The 18,614-nt window shown below is 65.2% G+C and carries 23 protein-coding genes; 14 read left to right on the top strand and 9 right to left on the bottom strand.

Going from position 1 to position 18,614, the window contains the following annotated elements; translation table 11 throughout:
- Positions 1-23: 23 nt before the first annotated feature.
- Together ACOYR4_RS16000 and mdeB are read right to left on the bottom strand one after the other, a co-directional pair.
- Positions 24-257 (bottom strand): hypothetical protein, encoded by a 234-nt coding sequence (locus ACOYR4_RS16000; protein ID WP_015014971.1) that lies wholly within the window; start codon positions 255-257, stop codon positions 24-26.
- Between the two features lie 146 nt (positions 258-403).
- Complete coding sequence (gene mdeB / locus ACOYR4_RS16005; RefSeq protein WP_422847285.1) at positions 404-3,070, bottom strand: alpha-ketoglutarate dehydrogenase; 2,667 nt, start codon at positions 3,068-3,070, stop codon at positions 404-406.
- 102 nt (positions 3,071-3,172) lie between these two features.
- Between mdeB and ACOYR4_RS16010 the strand changes: the two genes are divergently transcribed.
- Complete coding sequence (locus tag ACOYR4_RS16010; RefSeq protein ID WP_121942485.1) at positions 3,173-3,640, top strand: Lrp/AsnC family transcriptional regulator; 468 nt, start codon at positions 3,173-3,175, stop codon at positions 3,638-3,640.
- A 14-nt stretch (positions 3,641-3,654) separates the two neighbouring features.
- On the opposite strand, the gene ACOYR4_RS16015 is transcribed toward ACOYR4_RS16010, so the two are convergent.
- The 6 genes from ACOYR4_RS16015 to ACOYR4_RS16040 form a co-directional block, all read right to left on the bottom strand.
- Positions 3,655-4,545, bottom strand: coding sequence for a DUF3014 domain-containing protein (locus ACOYR4_RS16015; protein WP_422847286.1), 891 nt, complete (start codon positions 4,543-4,545; stop codon positions 3,655-3,657).
- Between the two features lie 159 nt (positions 4,546-4,704).
- On the bottom strand, positions 4,705-5,376 hold the full coding sequence (locus ACOYR4_RS16020; protein WP_422847287.1) for an alpha/beta hydrolase: 672 nt from the start codon (positions 5,374-5,376) through the stop codon (positions 4,705-4,707).
- 58 nt (positions 5,377-5,434) lie between these two features.
- Positions 5,435-6,265, bottom strand: a complete 831-nt coding sequence (locus ACOYR4_RS16025) for a DODA-type extradiol aromatic ring-opening family dioxygenase (RefSeq protein WP_422847288.1) — start codon at positions 6,263-6,265, stop codon at positions 5,435-5,437.
- A 160-nt stretch (positions 6,266-6,425) separates the two neighbouring features.
- On the bottom strand, positions 6,426-6,839 hold the full coding sequence (arfB, locus tag ACOYR4_RS16030) for an alternative ribosome rescue aminoacyl-tRNA hydrolase ArfB (RefSeq protein ID WP_015014978.1): 414 nt from the start codon (positions 6,837-6,839) through the stop codon (positions 6,426-6,428).
- Between the two features lie 27 nt (positions 6,840-6,866).
- Positions 6,867-7,340, bottom strand: coding sequence for a type II 3-dehydroquinate dehydratase (gene aroQ / locus ACOYR4_RS16035; protein ID WP_015014979.1), 474 nt, complete (start codon positions 7,338-7,340; stop codon positions 6,867-6,869).
- 173 nt (positions 7,341-7,513) lie between these two features.
- Complete coding sequence (locus ACOYR4_RS16040; RefSeq protein ID WP_056640282.1) at positions 7,514-7,849, bottom strand: hypothetical protein; 336 nt, start codon at positions 7,847-7,849, stop codon at positions 7,514-7,516.
- Positions 7,850-8,020: 171 nt separating this feature from the next.
- Here ACOYR4_RS16040 and ACOYR4_RS16045 point away from each other — a divergent pair, with 171 nt between their 5' ends.
- From ACOYR4_RS16045 to ACOYR4_RS16080, 8 genes are all read left to right on the top strand, one after another.
- Complete coding sequence (locus tag ACOYR4_RS16045; protein ID WP_422847289.1) at positions 8,021-9,883, top strand: glutamine--tRNA ligase/YqeY domain fusion protein; 1,863 nt, start codon at positions 8,021-8,023, stop codon at positions 9,881-9,883.
- A 373-nt stretch (positions 9,884-10,256) separates the two neighbouring features.
- On the top strand, positions 10,257-10,712 hold the full coding sequence (locus tag ACOYR4_RS16050) for a hypothetical protein (protein WP_422847290.1): 456 nt from the start codon (positions 10,257-10,259) through the stop codon (positions 10,710-10,712).
- A gap of 200 nt (positions 10,713-10,912) precedes the next feature.
- Complete coding sequence (locus ACOYR4_RS16055; protein ID WP_422847291.1) at positions 10,913-11,461, top strand: DUF924 family protein; 549 nt, start codon at positions 10,913-10,915, stop codon at positions 11,459-11,461.
- Between the two features lie 102 nt (positions 11,462-11,563).
- Positions 11,564-11,878: a nucleotidyltransferase family protein gene (locus tag ACOYR4_RS16060; protein ID WP_060987402.1), complete on the top strand. Its 315-nt coding sequence runs from the start codon at positions 11,564-11,566 to the stop codon at positions 11,876-11,878.
- Between the two features lie 89 nt (positions 11,879-11,967).
- A complete protein-coding gene (locus ACOYR4_RS16065; RefSeq protein ID WP_060987401.1) occupies positions 11,968-12,258 on the top strand; it encodes a nucleotidyltransferase family protein in 291 nt (96 codons plus the stop codon).
- A gap of 80 nt (positions 12,259-12,338) precedes the next feature.
- Entirely contained in the window at positions 12,339-12,572 is a 234-nt protein-coding gene (locus tag ACOYR4_RS16070) for an addiction module protein (RefSeq protein ID WP_422847292.1), read from the top strand.
- Entirely contained in the window at positions 12,569-12,862 is a 294-nt protein-coding gene (locus ACOYR4_RS16075; RefSeq protein ID WP_422847293.1) for a type II toxin-antitoxin system RelE/ParE family toxin, read from the top strand. Before ACOYR4_RS16070 ends, ACOYR4_RS16075 begins: the two co-directional genes overlap by 4 nt.
- 116 nt (positions 12,863-12,978) lie before the next feature.
- Positions 12,979-13,278 (top strand): hypothetical protein, encoded by a 300-nt coding sequence (locus ACOYR4_RS16080; protein WP_422847294.1) that lies wholly within the window; start codon positions 12,979-12,981, stop codon positions 13,276-13,278.
- 55 nt (positions 13,279-13,333) lie between these two features.
- Here the strand turns inward: ACOYR4_RS16080 and ACOYR4_RS16085 are convergent, their stop codons facing one another.
- Positions 13,334-14,275, bottom strand: a complete 942-nt coding sequence (locus ACOYR4_RS16085) for a M14 family metallopeptidase (protein ID WP_422847295.1) — start codon at positions 14,273-14,275, stop codon at positions 13,334-13,336.
- A 388-nt stretch (positions 14,276-14,663) separates the two neighbouring features.
- Here ACOYR4_RS16085 and ACOYR4_RS16090 point away from each other — a divergent pair, with 388 nt between their 5' ends.
- From ACOYR4_RS16090 to ACOYR4_RS16110, 5 genes are all read left to right on the top strand, one after another.
- On the top strand, positions 14,664-16,091 hold the full coding sequence (locus tag ACOYR4_RS16090; protein ID WP_422847296.1) for a S1 family peptidase: 1,428 nt from the start codon (positions 14,664-14,666) through the stop codon (positions 16,089-16,091).
- Complete coding sequence (locus ACOYR4_RS16095; RefSeq protein ID WP_422847297.1) at positions 16,088-17,086, top strand: FHA domain-containing protein; 999 nt, start codon at positions 16,088-16,090, stop codon at positions 17,084-17,086. Before ACOYR4_RS16090 ends, ACOYR4_RS16095 begins: the two co-directional genes overlap by 4 nt.
- Before the next feature lie 37 nt (positions 17,087-17,123).
- Positions 17,124-17,453 carry a hypothetical protein gene (locus ACOYR4_RS16100; RefSeq protein ID WP_291447092.1) on the top strand — a complete coding sequence of 110 codons (330 nt, stop codon included), beginning with the start codon at positions 17,124-17,126 and terminating at the stop codon, positions 17,451-17,453.
- Positions 17,454-17,605: 152 nt separating this feature from the next.
- Positions 17,606-17,923 carry a DUF2322 family protein gene (locus tag ACOYR4_RS16105; RefSeq protein ID WP_291447094.1) on the top strand — a complete coding sequence of 106 codons (318 nt, stop codon included), beginning with the start codon at positions 17,606-17,608 and terminating at the stop codon, positions 17,921-17,923.
- A 170-nt stretch (positions 17,924-18,093) separates the two neighbouring features.
- On the top strand, positions 18,094-18,576 hold the full coding sequence (locus ACOYR4_RS16110; RefSeq protein ID WP_422847298.1) for an SRPBCC family protein: 483 nt from the start codon (positions 18,094-18,096) through the stop codon (positions 18,574-18,576).
- The last annotated feature ends 38 nt before the right edge of the window (positions 18,577-18,614 follow it).

The following is an 18,614-nucleotide window of genomic DNA, read 5'->3' on the forward strand; positions in this document are numbered from 1 at the left end:
CAGCCGTGCTCCATGGCGCCGCCTCAAGCGCCCAGAGCGCTTTCCACCGCCTGCTTGGCTTCTTCCAGACTGCTGAAAAACTGGGTGGGCTGCGGCATGGCCTTGGGCAGATGGGCGGGTGGCGGCCACAGGCGGTCGTCTGTCCAGGCGGCGGTCCACCCGCCAATGTCTTTGCGCTTGATGGAGCAAAGTGCTTGCCCGTCCACGTTGGCTATCCAGGTGGTCGGCGGGTTATGGTCCCAGATAACATGTGCCATGGCGCCCTCTCACGGTTGCTGAACCATTGTAGGAAGCCTGGGCGAAATTGGGCAATGGCGTTCACCCCACCCCCGCAGCCATCCGGCAACAGAGCGGGAAGCAAAGCAAAACGACGGCAGGCGCTCGTGCAGCACCCAGCCAGTCATCAGCCAGCAGCCAGCGCGCGCCGCGCGGCCTGGGCCACGCTCGCAGCATCCACCCCAAAAAACTGCCTCAGCGCCGCTCGCGTGTCACTGCGGCCAAAGCCGTCGGTGCCCAAGGTGATGTACTTGCGGCCTTCGGGGATGAACGCGCGCACCGTCTCGGGCACGGCACGTACGTAGTCGGTGGCGGCGATCACCGGTCCACGGGTTGCGGCCAGTTGCTGGGTCAGCCATGCGGGGGCAGGCTGGGCATCGCCCGCCAGCCAGCGCTGTTCGCAGGCCACACCATCGCGGGCCAACTCGCTCCAGCTGGTGACGCTGAGCACGGTCACATCCACGCCTTCGCTGGCGAGTTGCTCGGCGGCCTTGACCACCTCGGTCAGGATGGCGCCAGAGCCCATCAGGGTGACGCTTTGGGGCGAAATCGCGCTGTCGCGCTCGTGCATATTGCCTGAGTAGCTCCTGAAAACATAGCAACCACGCAGCACACCTTCTGCCGCATCGGCAGGCAAGTCGGGCTGGGCGTAGTTCTCGTTCATCAGCGTGACGTAGTAGAAAACGTCGCGCTGCTCGGTCACCATCTCGCGCATGCCGGCGTCGATGATGACGGCCATCTCGCCCGCATAGGCCGGGTCGTAGGCCTTGCAGTTGGGGATGGTGGCCGCTACCAGGTGGCTGGTGCCGTCCTGGTGCTGCAGGCCCTCACCGCCCAGCGTGGTGCGGCCCGACGTGGCGCCGAGCAAGAAGCCACGCGCACGCTGGTCCGCAGCCGCCCAGATGGCGTCGCCCACGCGCTGGAAGCCGAACATGGAGTAGTAGATGTAGAAAGGCAGCATGGCCAAGCCGTGCACGCTGTAGCTGGTGGCGGCTGCCGTCCAGCTCGCAATCGCACCGGCTTCGCTGATGCCCTCTTCCAGAATCTGGCCGTCCAGCGCCTCGCGGTAGCTCAGTACCGAGCCGATGTCTTCGGGCGCGTAGCGCTGGCCCACGCTGCTGTAGATGCCCACCTGTTTGAACAGGTTGGCCATGCCGAAGGTGCGCGCCTCGTCGGCCACGATGGGCACGATGCGCGGGCCTAATGTGGCGTCTTTGAGCAAACTGCCCAGCATGCGCACAAAGGCCATGGTGGTGCTCATTTCCTTGCCATCGGCCTGCAGCGCGAACTGGGCGTAGCTGGCCAGGGGCGGCACGGGCAGCACGTCGCAGGCCGTCTGGCGGCGCGGCAGGTAGCCGCCCAGCTGCTGGCGGTGGCGGCGCAGGTACTGTATCTCCGGGCTGTCTTCCGCAGGCTTGTAGAACGCCAGGCTGGTCGCCTGCTCGTCGGTGAGCGGCAGGTTGAAGCGGTTGCGGAATTCGATGAGGTCGGTGTCGTCCAGCTTCTTCTGGCTGTGCGTGGTCATCTTGCCCTGCCCGGCCGTGCCCATGCCGTAGCCCTTCTTGGTGTGTGCCAGGATCACGGTGGGCTGGCCCTTGTGGGCAGCAGCGGCGGCGTAGGCGGCGTGGATCTTCACCAGGTCGTGCCCGCCGCGCTTCAAGCGATCGATCTGCTCGTCCGTCATGCCCTGGGCCAGCGCAGCCAGTTCGGGGTTCTGGCCAAAGAAGTTGTCGCGGTTGAAGCGGCCGTCCTTGGCGGCGAAGGTCTGCATCTGACCATCGACCGTGCCTTCGAGCGTGCGCACCAGCGCGCCGGTCAGGTCGCGGGCGAACAGGCCGTCCCAGTCGCTGCCCCAGACCAGCTTGACCACGTTCCAGCCCGCGCCCGCAAACAGGCGCTCCAGCTCGTCGATGATGCGGCCGTTGCCGCGCACCGGGCCGTCCAGGCGCTGCAGGTTGCAGTTGACCACCCAGACCAGGTTGTCCAGGCCCTCGCGCGCGGCAAGGGTCAGGGCGCTCATGCTCTCGGGCTCGTCCATCTCGCCATCACCGAACACGCCCCACACCTTGCGGCCCTCGCAGTTGAGCAGGGTCCGGTGCGTGAGGTAGCGCATGAAGCGCGCGTGGTAAATGCTGCTGATGGGGCCGATGCCCATGGAGCCGGTGGGGAACTGCCAGAAATCCGGCATCAGCCAGGGGTGCGGATAGCTCGACAGCCCCTGCGCGCCTGCGCCCGGCGCTGTCAGCTCCTGGCGATAGTGCTGCAGGTCCAGCTCGGACAGGCGCCCTTCTAGAAAAGCCCGCGCATACACACCCGGCGCGCTGTGCGGCTGGAAGAACACCAGATCCCCACGGTGCTGTCCATCGCCCAGCCCCTCGCGGGCGCGGAAGAAGTGGTTGAAGCCACTCTCAAACAGATCCGCCGCGCTGGCGTAGCTGGCGATGTGGCCGCCCAGCTCGCCATACGCCTGGTTGGCCCGCACCACCATGGCCAGCGCGTTCCAGCGCACGATGGAGGCCACGCGCTCCTCGATGGCCAGGTCGCCGGGGAACACGGGCTGGTCCCGCACCGCCACAGTGTTCACATAGGGGGTGTTCAGGTCGGGCTGCCAGCCAATGCGTTGCGCGCGTGCCACCCGCACCAGCTCTTGCAGCATGTGCCGCGCTCGCTCGGGGCCTTCGGTGGCGACCAGCGCCAAGAAGGCATCGCGCCACTCGGCGGTTTCTTCGGGGTCGGCGTCCAGCGGGGCGCCGGGGGCTTGTTGCAGAAGGGCGTGGGGTGTGAGGGCGTTCATGGCAGCCACTGTAGCGAGGCTGGCTCCAAATGAGTTGCCGTTTTGCCTTTTGCGCCGTGCCGTCATGGCACTTTATGCCGCCAAAGCCGTAAACTGCAGCACATGAAACTGGACACCCTTGATTTGCGCATTCTGGCCGAGCTGCAGGCCGACGGCTCTCTGTCCAACGTGGAGCTGGCGCGGCGCGTGCACCTGTCGCCCTCGCCCTGCCTTGCACGGGTAAAGGCGCTGGAGGCCGCAGGCGTCATCAGCCGCTATGTGGCGCTGGCCAACGCGGCGGCGCTGGGGCTGGGCCTGAATGTGTTCATCAGCATCAGCCTCAAGACGCAAAGCAAAGAAGCCCTGGCCGACTTTGAACGCCGCATTGCCGAGCACGACGAGGTGATGGAGTGCTACCTGATGAGCGGTGACAGCGACTACTTGATCCGCGTGGCGCTGGCCGATATCGGGGCGCTGGAGCGGTTCATCTTGGAGCAGCTGTCGCCCATTCCAGGCGTGGAGAAGATCCGGTCCAGCTTTGCACTCAAGCAGGTGCGCTACAAGACGGCTCTGCCACTTCCCACCCCATGACAGGCTAGAGGGCCTTACTTGCGCGCGACGTCACTCGTCGCCACCCGCTTGCGCAGCTCGCGGATCAGCGCCTTGGCACGTGCCTCATTGGCAGGGCCCATGCGCAGCAGGATCTTCTGGCCGCTGGGCAGCGCCTCCAGCGCGGGGTCCACAAACTCGTAGCGCACCCAGGGGCGCAGGTTGGGCACGTCGGTATTCACGGGCGTGAGCTTGACCTGTAGCGGGCCCGCGGGCTCGGGCGCCTGCAGCAGTTGGTCTAGCACCGCCACCAGGCGGTCGTTGAAGTAGCGCCGGGGGTAGCCCAGCTCTTCATACGCTTGCTGAAACAGCGGGTACAGCCGCGCGTACAGCGCCACGGCGGGCTCCATCGGTACCGCTTCGGCAAACGCCAAGAACGCGCTGTAGCGTGCGGCATTGGCCGCTGCTATGGTGGTGGGCGCGTCGCCCGTGCCATCCACGACAAACCGCTGCGCCGCGGGCTGCACCGGCCACATGCGCGATGGCGCGTGGGCACGCCCCAGGTTGTCCACCGTGGCCACCACGCGGCGCACAAAACCATCGGTCTGCAGAAACATCGCCAGCTTGTCGCGGCCCAGCAGCTCGGCCAACAGCTCTGTCACCCGGGCGTCGGACTCAGCCAGCGCGGGCAAGGCAGCGTCGGGCGGCGCCAGCGCATCCACCGGGTTCTGCGGCCCCGACGCCTCGGGGGCGGGCGGGGGCGCTGCCGGTGCGGCTGGAGCGGCGACCACAGGGGGTGGCGCTGCCGCTGGCTCTACCGGCCGCAGCCAGAACCACCAGGCAGCGCCAGCCGCTACTACGCATGCGAAGGTGACCAGCACGATCCATAGGGCGGGAGAAGTGCGCTCTGGCGCGGGGCGAAATTCTGCGGTGTCTTGATCGGGCATGGGCTCTCCTTCAACACAGGAACAACCCTTGTCCGAGCCTACGCAGCGTCAGGCGTTCCCTCTCAGTCCCACATGGGGCGCACACGATTGGACAACCGCACACCCAGGCCCCGGTAACGCGATGTAGCCCGCCCCGGCCGGCCCGCGAACAGGCCCTGCTTAAAACGCCGTCGGTGTGGTGGACAGCGACTCCAACCAGGCCACCGTGGCCGCCAGCTCGGACGGGCGAATTTCGTGTGCGCTGGGGAACTCGCGGTACGTCACAGTCACCGGCAGCGGCGCCATGTGGTGGGCAATGGCCTGAGCGTTGGCCAGCGGGATCACGTTGTCATGCGTGCCATGGCTCAGCCACAGCTGCTTGCCGCGCAGCGCGTCGGCAGGCGCGGTGAGCGGCACCACCTGGGGCAGCAGGCGGCTGTGCCACACCAAGCCCGCCTGCATCAAGGCAGGCCGGGTCAGCAGCAGCGACAACGCCATGATGCCGCCCTGGCTGAAGCCGCCCACCACCACCCGCTCGGGCGGAATGCCCAGCTGCTCGGCAGCAGACTCGAGGGCCTGGGCCACCAGGGCGCGGCTTTGCGACTCTTGCTCTTCGTTGATGGTGCGCTCGCCATTGGGCTCGATGGAGAAATCAAACCACGCATGCGAGCCCGGCCCCATGCGAAACGGCGCCCGCAGGCTCAGCACATGGAACCGGTCCGGGATCTGCGGGGCCAGGCTGAACAGGTCCTGCTCGTTGCTGCCCACGCCATGCATCAGCACCAGCAGCCAGGGCCGGGGTGTGGTGGCGGCAGCGGGGCGCTGCAAAAATGTGAGCGGCAAGTTAAGCATATGTGAGCGCCTCGAACGGTTTAGGGTCAAAAACGTGTGGAGTGCGAGAAGTTCCGTGTCAGTGCACCGGCTCCAGCGCAAAAGCATCCATTGACAGCATGCTGTACATCACCTCCCGGCTCAAGTAGTTTGCGTGCAGGTCGTCGCCCGCTGCACCCAGCGCAAAGAAGATGGGCAAAAAGTGGTCTTCGGTGGGGTGCGCGCGGTGGGCATGGGGGGCCTGGCTGCGGTAGTTGAGCAGCGCGGCCATGTCGCCACGGGCCAGAGCGTCCTCGATCCAGCGGCTGAACTCCAGCACATAGGGCGCAGGTTCGCGCTCTCCACCAAAAAACTCGGCCAGGTTGTGCGTCATGCTGCCCGACCCCACCACCAGCACGCCCTGGCTGCGCAGGCTGCGCAAAGCGGCGCCCAGTGCATACACATCGGCCGGGCCAGCGCCCACGGGCAGGGCCACCTGCACCACGGGTACGTCGGCCTGCGGGAACAGATGCATCAGCGGCACCCAGGCGCCATGGTCAAAGGGGCGTGCGGCGTCACCTTGGGCGGCCACGCCAGCGGCTTGCAGCAGGCCCAGCACCTCCTGCGCCAGCGCGGGTGAGCCGGGGGCTGGGTATTGCAGCTGATACAGCGCAGGGGGAAACCCTCCAAAGTCGTGCCAGGTGGCGGGCTGCGGCCCGGTCATCACCTGCGCAGACCGCGCCATCCAGTGCGGCGACATGACCACCACGCCCCGCAAGCCCGGGTACTGCGACTTCAGGCTCTGGCCCCATTGCGTCAGCGCCGGGCCGGTGGTGCCCGCATCCAGCGCAAACAAGGGCGCGCCGTGCGACACAAACAGGGCGGGAATGGCAGCAGAAACTGGAACGGGGGCTTGGACAGAGGCAGACATGACAACTCCAACAAGGGATGCCATGAATGTAGGACTGATAGCCTGCGATACCAAGCCCTGCAGGGCAGACAGATTGTTCTACGGGTGATGCCAATCAACCATTGACAGGCCGATGGCGCACTGTGGGCAACACCTGCACATCCCTCCTGACGCGCAAGCCTCAGGACCCGTCGCGCACCCGGCCCCGCAGCGCCTTGGTCTCGCCCCGCTGCGTCTTGCTTTGCAGGCGCCGCTGTTGCGAGCCATAGGTGGGTTTGGTGGCCCTGCGCACGCGGGGCGGCACGGCCACGCTGTTGACCAGCGCGTTCAGGCGCTCCAGGGCGTCGGCGCGGTTCAGCTCCTGGCTGCGGTATTGCTGGGCCTTGATGACCACCACACCGTCTTGGGTGATGCGGGTGTCGCGCAGGGCCAGCAGGCGCTCCTTCACGCCCTCGGGCAGCGACGATGCCGCCACGTCAAACCGCAGGTGAACGGCGCTGGATACCTTGTTGACGTTTTGCCCGCCCGCGCCCTGCGCGCGCATGGCGGTGATTTCAACCTCGTCCTCAGAGACCTGCAGGGGCAGCGGGGCCATGGTGGTGAGATCCCCCGCGCCCGGTCATCAGGCCGCTGGCTGCTGGGCCAGCAACTGCGCCAGCCCGTCAATCGCCAGGCCATAGCCCAGCACGCCAAATCCACACATCACCGCCTTGGCGGCGGCCGCCATGTACGAATGGTGGCGGTAGGCCTCGCGCGCGTGCACGTTGCTGATGTGCAGCTCGATCAGGGTGATGCCCGTGCCCTTGATGGCGTCGTGCAGGGCAATGCTGGTGTGGGTGTAGGCCCCGGCGTTGATGACCACGCCTGCCAGCTCGCCCGCTGCATGCAGGCGCCCAGCCTCATGAATCCAGTCCACCAAGGCCCCTTCGTGGTTGCTTTGGTGAAAACGCAGCGCAAAACCGTGGCGATTGCAGGCGTCAGTGCAGAGCTTTTCCACATCGGCCAGGGTGGCGGCGCCGTACACGGCGGGCTCGCGGGTGCCCAGCAGGTTCAGGTTGGGGCCATTGAGGACAAAAACGGTTTTATTGGCAGTCACAGACAAGTCTCCGGGGCGATGCGCCTGCCACGCTGGCAGGCCAGAGTGCGGGATTATGAGGCGCCAAGAAAAAAGCGGCCCCGAAGGACCGCTGTAAAAGGCAGCCTGTGCAACGCTGCCTGTGAGCGACTCGCGCCCAAGAGGTTGGTGACAGACCAGCCGCTGGGGGCTAGTCAACGGTCCCAGTGGCGACCGTGGCCGTGCCCGTGGTGGCGATGGCCATAGCCATAACCGCCGTAAACCACCGCTGGGGGTGGTGTGTAGTACACCGGGGGAGCGCTGTAATACACGGGGCGTGGAGGGGGAGCGTAATACACCGGTGGGGGCGGTGCCACGTACACCGGGGCGGGGGCGTAGTAGCCATTGCTGGCCCCCACCACCACGCCGGGCACGCCAATGCCCACGGACCAATTGACATCGCGGGCCTGGGCGGAGCCAGCACCAGCCAACAGGGCCAGTGCCACACCCGCCACAGCGGCCGCAGTAGAAACAGAACGGGTTTTCGTCATGGAAATCTCCTAGTGAATGAGGGCGGCCCACCAAAAGGACACACCTCACCGGTACACAACGCACCAAGTGCCTAAAAGGATGGCACAAAACCGTCTTTACGTTGTGTCTGAACGTACACGCGCTTGTTTTAATGCGTAAACCGTCACGAAACCGCCGCCTAAAATGGCTGGATGAGCACCCCCTCCCCCGCCAATACCGCCGCCACTGCCACTTCTGCGGCCGCTGAAACCGTCAAGCCCAGCAACTTTTTGCGCCAGATCATCGAACACGACCTGGAAAAAGGCACCTACGCCACCCGCCGCTGGGCCGGCACCCCCGGCGACGCCGCCCACCACGCCCAGGGCGAGCCCGACCCCGCCAAGATCCGCACCCGCTTCCCGCCCGAACCCAACGGCTACTTGCACGTGGGCCACGCCAAGAGCATCTGCATCAACTTTGGCCTGGCGCGTGACTACGGCGGCGTGTGCCACCTGCGCTTTGACGACACCAACCCCGAAAAAGAAGACACCGAATACGTCAACAGCATCATCGACGCCGTGAAGTGGCTCGGTTTTGACTGGACACAGATCGGCCAGGCCCCCGGCAGCGCCGCCCCCTACCAGGCCAGCGACTACTTCGGCTTCATGTACCGCGCGGCCGAATACCTGATCGAAGCCGGCCACGCCTACGTGGACGAACAGACCGCCGAACAAATGCGCGTGAACCGGGGCGACTTCAGCAAGCCCGGCGTGGACAGCCCCTTCCGCAGCCGCACCCCGGCAGAAAACCTGCGCATCTTCCGCGAGATGAAGGACGGCCAGCACGAAGACGGATCGATGGTGCTGCGCGCCAAGATCGACATGGCCAGCCCCAACATCAACATGCGCGACCCGGCCATCTACCGCATCCGCCGCGCCACGCACCACAATACGGGCGACACCTGGTGCATCTACCCCATGTACACCTACGCGCACCCCATCGAGGACGCGCTGGAGCAGATCACCCACAGCCTGTGCACGCTGGAGTTTGAAGACCAGCGCCCCTTCTACGACTGGCTGCTGGAACGTTTGACCGAAGGTGGCCTGCTGACCAGCCCGCCCCCCCGCCAGTACGAATTTGCGCGCCTGAACCTCACTTACGTCATCACCAGCAAGCGCAAGCTCGCCCAATTGGTGTACGACCACAAGGTCAGCGGCTGGGACGACCCCCGCATGCCCACCATCGTGGGCCTGCGCCGCCGCGGCTACACGCCCGCATCCATCCAGACCTTTGCCGAGCGCATTGGCGTGACCAAATCCGACAGCTGGATCGACTACAGCACCCTGGAAGGCTGCCTGCGCGAAGACCTGGAGCTGAAAGCCCACCGTGGCATGGCCGTGCTCAACCCCGTCAAGCTGGTGCTCACCAACTGGGACGACGTGATGGGCGCGGGCCACCTGGAACCCTGCAGCCTGCCCGCCCTGCCCCACGCGCCGCATAGCGCGTCTTCTGGTGCAGCGCCCGAAGGAGTTGAGAGCCCCGTGCGCCACTTCACCATCGGCAAGGAAGTCTGGATCGAGCGCGAAGACTTTGAAGAAGTGCCCCCCAAGGGTTACAAACGCCTCTTCCCCGGCAACAAGGTGCGCCTGAAGGGCGGCTATGTGATTGAGTGCACCGGCTGCACCAAAGACGCGGACGGCAACATCACCGAAGTGCTGGCCACCGTGGTGCCCGACACCAAGAGCGGCACCCCCGGCGCCGACAGCGTGAAGGTCAAGGCCGCCATCACCTGGGTAGGCGTGGCCGACGGCGTGAACGCCGAAGTGCGCATGTACGACCGCCTGTTCCTGGACGCCCACCCCGACGCGGGCGGCAAGGACTTCATCGAAAGCCTGAACCCGAACAGCCTGAAGGTGGTGACTGCCATCGTGGAGCCATCATTGGCCAATGCCAAGCCAGATGACAAGTTCCAGTTTGAGCGGCATGGGTACTTTGTGGCGGATCGTGTGGATCACCGGGCGGAGAAGCCGGTGTTTAACTTGGCGGTGGGGTTGAAGGATTCGTGGGGGAAGTAATTCCCCGTTAATCGAAGAGGCCAGCAGACTTTCAGGTTTGCTGGCCTTTTTCTTTTGGGCAGGCGGGAACATTGGGAGGGTTGAATTCAACTGGTAGATGCCGACAGCCGCTCCCCAAATCAGTCCCTGACTCGCTACCCAGCTTTCTCACTATTCAACGCATACCGGTACGAGCCCGCTACATCCTGCAAGCAGGCTATAGTTTTTAGTTGGTGCTTGCCGGATTTCGCGGAGTTACGTACCGAGACGTTTCAACAGTCCTGCCCATAGAAACCCAGAAAGCAAGTTCTTTACAGGAGAAGTAAGTGCTCAAAATATTCCGCATAGAGCAGTTTGTCCCGCAGGTTCTTCTAAACAACCCACGTTAGGCACCATGAGGCCACGCGAGATCAGTCCCGAGTACCAAGCAGTGGCGGCATGGCTTCGCGAGCGCGTTCTACCCTGGCGCACATTGACGATAGCGATTGACGGTGTGGATCACGCAGGCAAGTCGAGCCTGGGTCGCTTCCTATCCTGGCAACTTGGAATGCCCGTGATCGAGGCTGATTGCACTTTGAAGTCTGATTCGCGCGAAGTCACACACGATACGGAGTTGATGGGCCGCCTTCTTGCAGGGCGGCACAACATGAACAGGCCGGTAATCATTGAAGGCGTTTTCGTACTTCGTGCCCTTGCTAACCTGAACATCGAACCAGACTTCGTCATTGGCGTACGCGCGAAAGGAAGGCGAGGAAGCCTCAATCTTCAATACGCGTTCAGAAAGTACCGGTCGGCCTATATCCGCGCCAAGACTCCTGACTACCAGTTCAATTGGGTGCCCACGGAATGACCATCAACATATCGGTAAACCGGCACCATTGACGAAAGGCATCCTGGCGGGAAGTAGCTTGGACCAATCATCTAGTCCGCCGCCCGCGTGCCTGGCACCGTGGACAGGTTACGGGAGTGGAACGCCCGCATCCATAGCCCCCAATCGACTGCTCCTGGTCGGAAATAGACTTCGAACGATTCCGCAACGAAATCCAACGTATGACTCCGGCACATCCTCGCCATATCTTCCAGTTCTGGTTCACCGAACTCACTCCCCAGCAGCATTTCTTCAAAGACGCCGCCCTGGACGAATCCATCCGAACCCGCTTCGGCCCCACGCTGGATGCCGCAGCCCGCTGTGAACTGTTCCCCTGGCGCGCTACCCCAGAAGGCCGGTTGGCAGAAATCCTGGTGCTGGACCAGTTCTCGCGCAATGTGTACCGCGACACCGCCCGCGCCTTTGCGCAAGACGCACTGGCCCTCGCCCTGGCGCAAGAGCTGGTGGCCAGCGGGCAGGACCGCAGCCTGCCCACCGCACAGCGCGTGTTTGCCTACATGCCGTACATGCACAGCGAATCTGCCGTGATTCATGAACAAGCCCTCGTGCTGTTTGCGCAGCCGGGCATGGAAAACAACCTGGACTTTGAGCGTCGGCACAAGGCCATCATCGACCGCTTTGGACGCTACCCGCATCGCAACGCGGTACTGGGCCGCACCTCCACAACCGAAGAGCTGGCGTTTTTGAGCGAGCCGGGGTCGTCGTTTTAGGCATCGCACCAATTAGCTATATTCTTCATAGCGCCTCCCGCTTATTGCGCAAGCACTACAGGCCAATATGGTGTCAATGCGGCGCTCGATTAAACTGCGCCCATGCATCCCGCCATCGCCCAATACCGCTCCGGCATTGCCGCCATCTGTCAGCGCTACGGCATTCGGCGGCTGGAGGTGTTTGGCTCGGCGGCACGGGCCAGTGACTTTGACCCCGCCCACAGCGACGCCGACTTTCTGGTGGAGTTTGCCCCGGGTGTTGAACCCGGGCTCCACTCCATTTTTGGAGCCAAGGCCGATCTGGAAGCCCTGCTGGGCCGGGGCGTGGATTTGGTGGAGCCGGGCGCGGTGCGCAACCCCTATGTGCTGGCCAGCATCAACCGGCAACGCGCGATCATCTTTTCCGCAGAAGATTAGCTATCTTTTTAGTAGCTGCTAGCGTAATCCCTGCAGGCGCTAAATGCCAATTTGGCTCGTAAACACGCAGCGCCGCTAAACTTCAAACCATGCGCCCCTCCGAAGCCCTTTCACTGCACCGCTCGCAAATCCGCGAGATCGCATTGCGCCACCGGGTAAGCAGCGTGCGGGTGTTTGGCTCGGCGCTGCATGGGGACGACACAGCCGACAGCGATCTGGATCTGTTGGTAGAGCCCACCGCGCAAACCACGCTGATGGACATTGGCGCGATCCGGTTTGAACTGAAGCAGCTGCTGGGCATGGAGGTGGATGTGCTCACCCCCAACAGCCTGCCCGCCAGCTTTCGTGACCAGGTGCTGCGCGAGGCGATGGCCGTATAAGCCCGGTGCACCAGGCGCGGTCTGGCAGGTGTCTTCGCCTCGTTATAGTGACGCTTTGTACCGACGCCCCTGGAGCCGCCATGACCATCACCGCCGAAGCCCTCAGCGCCCAAGCTGCCCAGCTGCCCCCCGCAGAGCGCATGGAAGTGGTGGAGCGCATCCTGGACAGCCTGGACCAGCCCGACGCCGCTCTGGAAACGCTCTGGGCCAATGAAGCAAGCGACCGTCTTACCGCCTACCGGCGCGGTGAAATCAAGGCAGTGGCCCTGTCCGATGTGATTGCCAAGTACCAAACGGCTTCCCCGCGCACATGAGCATCCGCTTGCTGGAGCCAGCACAAATGGAGCTGGACGACGCTATCGCTTGGTACGCAGAACAAGCGCCGGGGCTGGGCGATGCCCTCTTGATCGAAGTCCTCAAAACACTGCGGCTTGTTGAGCAGTTTCCCCAGGCGTGGCACCCACTGAGGCCAGAGATTCGACGCTGCCGGTTGCGGCGGTTTCCCTATAGCGTGGTCTACACGCAGGATGGCCCAGGCATTCTGGTGCTGGCCGTAGCGCACCAGCACCGCAAGCCAGACTATTGGAAGAATCGGCTTGGTTGAGTGTGAGGCGCCACCGCAACCGCTGCAACTTCAATATTGATAGCTGCTTGCGCTTATCTATCAAGCGCCAAAGGCCAATTTCATCCAAGCAACTGCGGCACCGATAAAACCCCTCAATGACGCCTCCGTTCACCCCCACCTTCGCCCATGTGCCGCCAGGCCAGGTGGCTGGCCCCTTGCAGCTGGTGCCCGTCAACGCTGGCGTGGTGTCAGTCCACAATGCCGATGGCGCGCATGTGGGCTCCCTCAAGCTGGTCGGCGGGGTGTGGAAGTTCAAGGCCATGGGCTACGACGCCGCAGGCCGCATGGAGCCGGGCCATGGGCCGCTGACGGAGCAGCACAACATGGCGTTCGCGGCGCTCGATGAAGCCGAGGTGAGTGCTCGGCTGCTGGGCGCTTTGGGAAGCGCTGGGTAACGAGCGCCAAGAAAGCACCAAAAATACGAAGCCGTGCCGCTGGGGGCCGCAACCCTCAGAGTTGCGCGTCGGCCAGCACAAACTCCACCGCCGCACACACCGCCGCCACCTGCGCCTCAATGCACTGCTCGGGCGTGGCGCGGGGGCTGTCGGGGTAGACCTCGGTTGTGGTGGTGTAGCGCGCCCCGGTGACGCTCGCGCACAGGCCCCACTGCTTCATCGGGTAGTGGATGACGCCCGGCGCCACCACGGGCGTGCCGATGATTTCGTTCTTCTCGTCTGCAGGCGCAATGTGGGTCACGCGGCTAACGGCGTCGATGATGGCTTGCTGGAAGGCGGGCTGGGGGTTGTCGGTGTCGTCCACCAGGTAGAAGCCGTCGGGGATGCTGCCGGGTTCGAACACCTTGCCGTCGCGCGCGGCCACGGCGGGGCGGTATTCGGATTCGTCGGTGTCGGTGGTTTCGTGCAGGTCGATGTGGGCGGCAAACTGGCCGTGCAACGGAGCCACCAGGCGCATGAGGGCGGCGGACTCTTGTGCGGGCGAGCCGTCGCGGAACGACCGGTTGGGGTCGATGGCGTCGAAGTTCCAGCGCTGAAACCGCTCGTACGCCCAGGGGCTCACGCACGGCACCACCAGCAGGTTGACGCGGCCTGCAAAGCGCTCGGCGTGCGTGTCCACAAACCGCAGTGCGCCGTGCACGCCACTGGTTTCGTAGCCGTGCACTCCCCCGGTCACCAGCACGGCGGGCAGGCCGGGCTGCCACTCGCGGCTGCGCAGGGCCCGAAGGGGAAAGCGCTCTGCCGGGTGCTGGGTATCGGCATAAATCACGTCGCCATACATCTCCACGTCAAACCGGCCCCGCAGTGCCTCGATGGCCGTGAGCACGTCGTCGGCGTAGCTGCGCTGGCGCACCTGGCGTGCGCGCCACTGCTCGCGTTCTGCAGCGCCCCAGGGTTGGCCTGGCGTGCCGATGGGATAGGTGTGGGTGGGTTGCATGGGTGCGTGGGGTGGAGTGGCTGGTGAATGGTGGGCCCGGCGGCCAACGGGGCTGACGGAAAGGACAACACCAATAAGAGCGGCTAACAAAACTCAGCGAAGCGGTTCTGGCCAGGCGCTGTGTCGCAGGCAGTACGAGCAGTACGACAAGACGCAGCAACGACGCCAGAAGAGTTTTGTTAGCCGCTCTGGGATGTCCTGCATGACCCTCGCGAGTCGGTGGTAGTGCGGATCGGGATGGGCCGCAAGGCGTCTTTTTTTGCCAATAGCCGAGCTATTGGCAAAAAAAGCAACGCAGTGGACCGCCCGAGGCCGCGCTATCACAGACCGCAGGGAGTTATGCAGGACATCCCTAAGGCTTGTCGCAGGGCGTTCATAGAATACCGCGATGCCCTTCCCTTCGATTCGGCCCTTGCGGCTGGCGACCTCGTCGCTGCTTTTGCTGCTGTGTGCGCTGGCGCACGCACAGCCCGCCCCCCAACCCGCAGCTGCCAGCACCCCGGCCATGCGCCCGGCGGGCAGTGCCCCTGTGGATGGCACAGCGCCCACACCGGGGGGCGCTGCAGCCGCCGCGCCCACAGCGGCCGATGCAGCCCTGCTGTCGCGCGACGCGCGGCGCATTTACGAGCTGTCGCGCGACAAGCTGGTGCAGATCCGCACGCTGCTGCGCAATGCGGGCACGCAAGCGTCGATTGGCTCGGGCTTTTTTGTGTCGGCCGATGGGCTGATCGTCACCAACTTTCACGTGGCCAGCCAGTTGGCGCTGGAGCCCGAGCGCTACCGGGGCGTGTACGTGACGATGGAGGGGCAGGAGGGCGAGGTGGAGCTGTTGGCGTTTGACGTGCAGCGCGACCTGGCCGTGCTGCGCGCCAAGGGGCGCACGGCAGCAGCGCCGGTGCTGAGCTTTCGCCCCACCACCGACCCACTGGCGCAGGGCGAGCGCATTTACTCGCTGGGCAACCCGCTGGACATTGGCTTTGCGGTGACCGAGGGCACCTACAACGGCCTGGTCAAGCGCAGCTTTTACCCGCGCATCTTTTTTGGCGGCGCGCTCAACCCCGGCATGAGCGGCGGCCCCGCCGTGGACGACGCGGGCCGGGTGCTGGGCGTCAACGTGGCCAAGCGGCTCGACGGCGAGCAGGTCAGCTTCTTGATACCAGCCGAGTTTGCGCAGGCGCTGGTGCAGCGCGCAGCCAATGCCCAGCCCATCACCCAGGCCGCACATGCAGAGATGACGCGGCAGCTGATGGAGCACCAGCAACTGCTGACGGACCGCTTTTTGAAAGCGCCGTTTCGCGAGCAGCGCCACGGCAACTACCGACTGCCGGTGCCTGACGATGCGCTGGCGCGGTGCTGGGGATCGGGGCGTGACCCGGCCTTCCCGGGCCTGAACCTGGAGCGCACGCAATGCCAGGCCGACAGCGACGTGGTGGCGGGCGACTTCAGCACCGGCGCTGTGCGCCTGTCTTACGAGGCCTACAACGCGCCCACGCTGGGCGCCGCCCGGTTTGCCCGCATGTATTCGCAAAGTTTTGCCAACGAGCGCCTGCCCACACGCGGCAACCGCCACCAGACGGCGGCCGAATGCACCGAGCGGTTTGTGGACCCCGGCAGCGTGCCGCTGCGCGCGGTGGTGTGCCTGTCGGCCTACCGCAAACTGACCGGCCTGTACAACATGACGGTGCTGGCCATCTCGGTCAACCAGCCCACGCAGGGCGTGCTGGGCCGCCTGGATGTGCAGGGCATTGCGTTTGACAACGGCATGAAGCTGGCCAGCCACTACCTCAAGGCCTTTCGCTGGGAGGCCGCACCATGAGCCCGATGCCGACCACCACCCTGGGGCTGATCGAGGCTTTTGACCGCCACGGCGCGCTGCTGGCGCGTGCGCCCATCACCCGCTGGCCCGTGACCGTGGGCCGCGCGCTGGACTGCGACCTGGTGCTGGACGACCCGTTTGTGGCGCCCCGGCACCTGCGCATTGACCGCGCGGTGGACGAGCCCCGCACCGTGCAGGTCGAGGTGCTGGAGACACGCAACGGCGCACGCCTGCAGCGCAAGCAGCATGCCCAGGGCGAACGCTTTGACTGGCCCGATGGCATGCCCATCGACCTGGGCCACACCCACATCCACCTGCGCCTGGCCGATGCGCCCATTGCCGAGGAGCAGGCGCTGCCGCAGTTTCCGTGGCGCACGGTGGGCACCACGGCCGCGCTGGCGGTGCTGGTGCTGCTGGCCGGGCTGGGAGAGTCGTGGCTGGAGGCCCGCGACGCCGCGCAGTACCTGAAATCGCTGCCCCTGTTGCTGCTGACCACGCTGGCGGTGGTGGGGGCCTGGGCGGGTCTGTGGTCCGTGGCCAACAAGCTGTTTGGCAGCCAGCTGCGGTTCTGGCGCCACGTGCGCATCGCGTGCGCCGCAGTGCTGGTGGCCGACGCGGTGCAGCTGCTGAGCTATCTGACGGCGTTCACGTTCTCGCTGGAGTCGCTGTCGCGGTTTGCCCCGGTGCTGATGGTGCTGGTGCTGGCCGGCGCGCTGTACGCCCACCTGGCCACCGTGCTGCCCCGCCGCCGCTTGGGCCTGGCCTGGGCCATGGCGGCTGTGGTGCTGCTGGGTGTGCCGTCGTGGCTGGGCGCGCAGTGGCTCAACCGCATGCGGCTGGGCAGCGAGCTGTACATGAGCAGCCTGTTCCCGCCCGCCCTGCGCGTGGCCCCTGCGGTGCCGGTGGACCAGTTCCTGCAAGACGCCGATGCGCTGCGCGGCAAGCTGGACCGGCGCCTGCGGGATGACGGGCTGGCGGATGAGGACGACGAGTAGGCAACCAGACGGCCTGCTTCTACCCTGCCATTGCCCCATGCGCCGCCGCAAGCCCCACCACAACGTCTATGTGGTCGAACTCTCCAAAGACGTGCTGCTGGAGCCGCGCTTTCGCAAGTGCAACCCTGGCTACATCGACGGCAAGCCCTGCGTGTACGTGGGCATGACGGGGCTGGACCCGGATGTGCGGTTTGACAAGCACAAGGCGGGCATCCAGGCCAACCGGTTTGTGACGCAGTACGGCCTGCGGCTGCTGCCGGACTTGTACGAGGGCTTCAACCCCATGACCTACGAGGAGGCGGTGGACAGGGAGATCGAGATCGGCATCGACCTGCGCTCGGCGGGGTTTGGGGTGTGGCAGGCGTGAGCGCCTGGTCAACGGTAGCGCCTGTTCAAAGTCAGGGCCCCGGCCCGCATCCTTTAAGATTCCGCCCCGCTTTATCAGCCACTCACTTTTTTATAGCTGCTCGCGCATGATCTTCTGGCGCTTGCGGCCCATTTCACTTGAATTTGACTGCCATGAACTTCGCAGACCGCCTGAAGCAACTCCCCTCCGCCAGCCACCTCGCCGCCCTGCAACTGCTGGGCGCGGACGGCCAAACACTGGCCACCATCGAGAACAAGCCCGGCCAGACCGGGTCGCTGGTGGTGTATGCCGCGCTGGCGGCGCTGTATGGCGGGCAGATCACGCCTGCCGCTGCCAGCCTGGGGCTGGAGTGGTATGCGGAGCATGTAGCGGATGCGCGCGCCTTTCCGGGCAAGCACCCCAACATCGACCGGCTGCTGGCCTGGGCGCAGGGCAGCGAGAGCTTTGGGGTGCGCACGGTGGCAGCCTGAGGCGGCGCGATCTTGCAAAAAGATGGGCGAAGGCCACGGCGGGTTGTCGAAAACGCACCGGCCCATTCGTCGTAGGGGTGTGAACGCGTAAACGCCCCGGGCCATTGACCGCCATGGTGTTGAGGCGCACGCTGTCATCCATCCACCCGATTCCCGTAAGGAGATCCTGCATGACGACCCCCAACACCTCCGTAGCCGCCGCCGGTGCTACCGGCACCGTCACCCTGCACCGCGTGCTGCGCGCACCGGCAGAGCGCATCTACCGCGCGTTTCTGGATGCCGACGCCCTATGCAAATGGCTGCCGCCCCATGGCTTCACGGGCCGGGTGCTGAGTCTGGATGCGCGCGTGGGTGGCAGCTACCGCATGCAATTCACCAACCTGAGCAGCGGCGGCACGCACGCATTTGGCGGCGAGTATGTGGAGCTGGTGCCGGGCGAGCGCATCGTGCACACCGACCGGTTTGACGACCCCGACCTGCCGGGCGAGATGCGCACCACCATCCAGCTCAAAAAGGTGATGACGGGCACCGAGGTGTCCATCGTGCAGGCGGGCATCCCGGCGGTGATCCCGACCGAGATGTGCTACCTGGGTTGGCAGGAGTCGCTGCAGCTGCTGGCGCTGCTGGTGGAGCCGGAGATTCCGGGCGAGTAACGCACTGCCCCCTCGCGCCAGGCCCACGTCAGTTCAAA

Source organism: Acidovorax sp. M14, assembly GCF_049331375.1.
Taxonomy (GTDB): Bacteria; Pseudomonadota; Gammaproteobacteria; order Burkholderiales; family Burkholderiaceae_C; genus Acidovorax.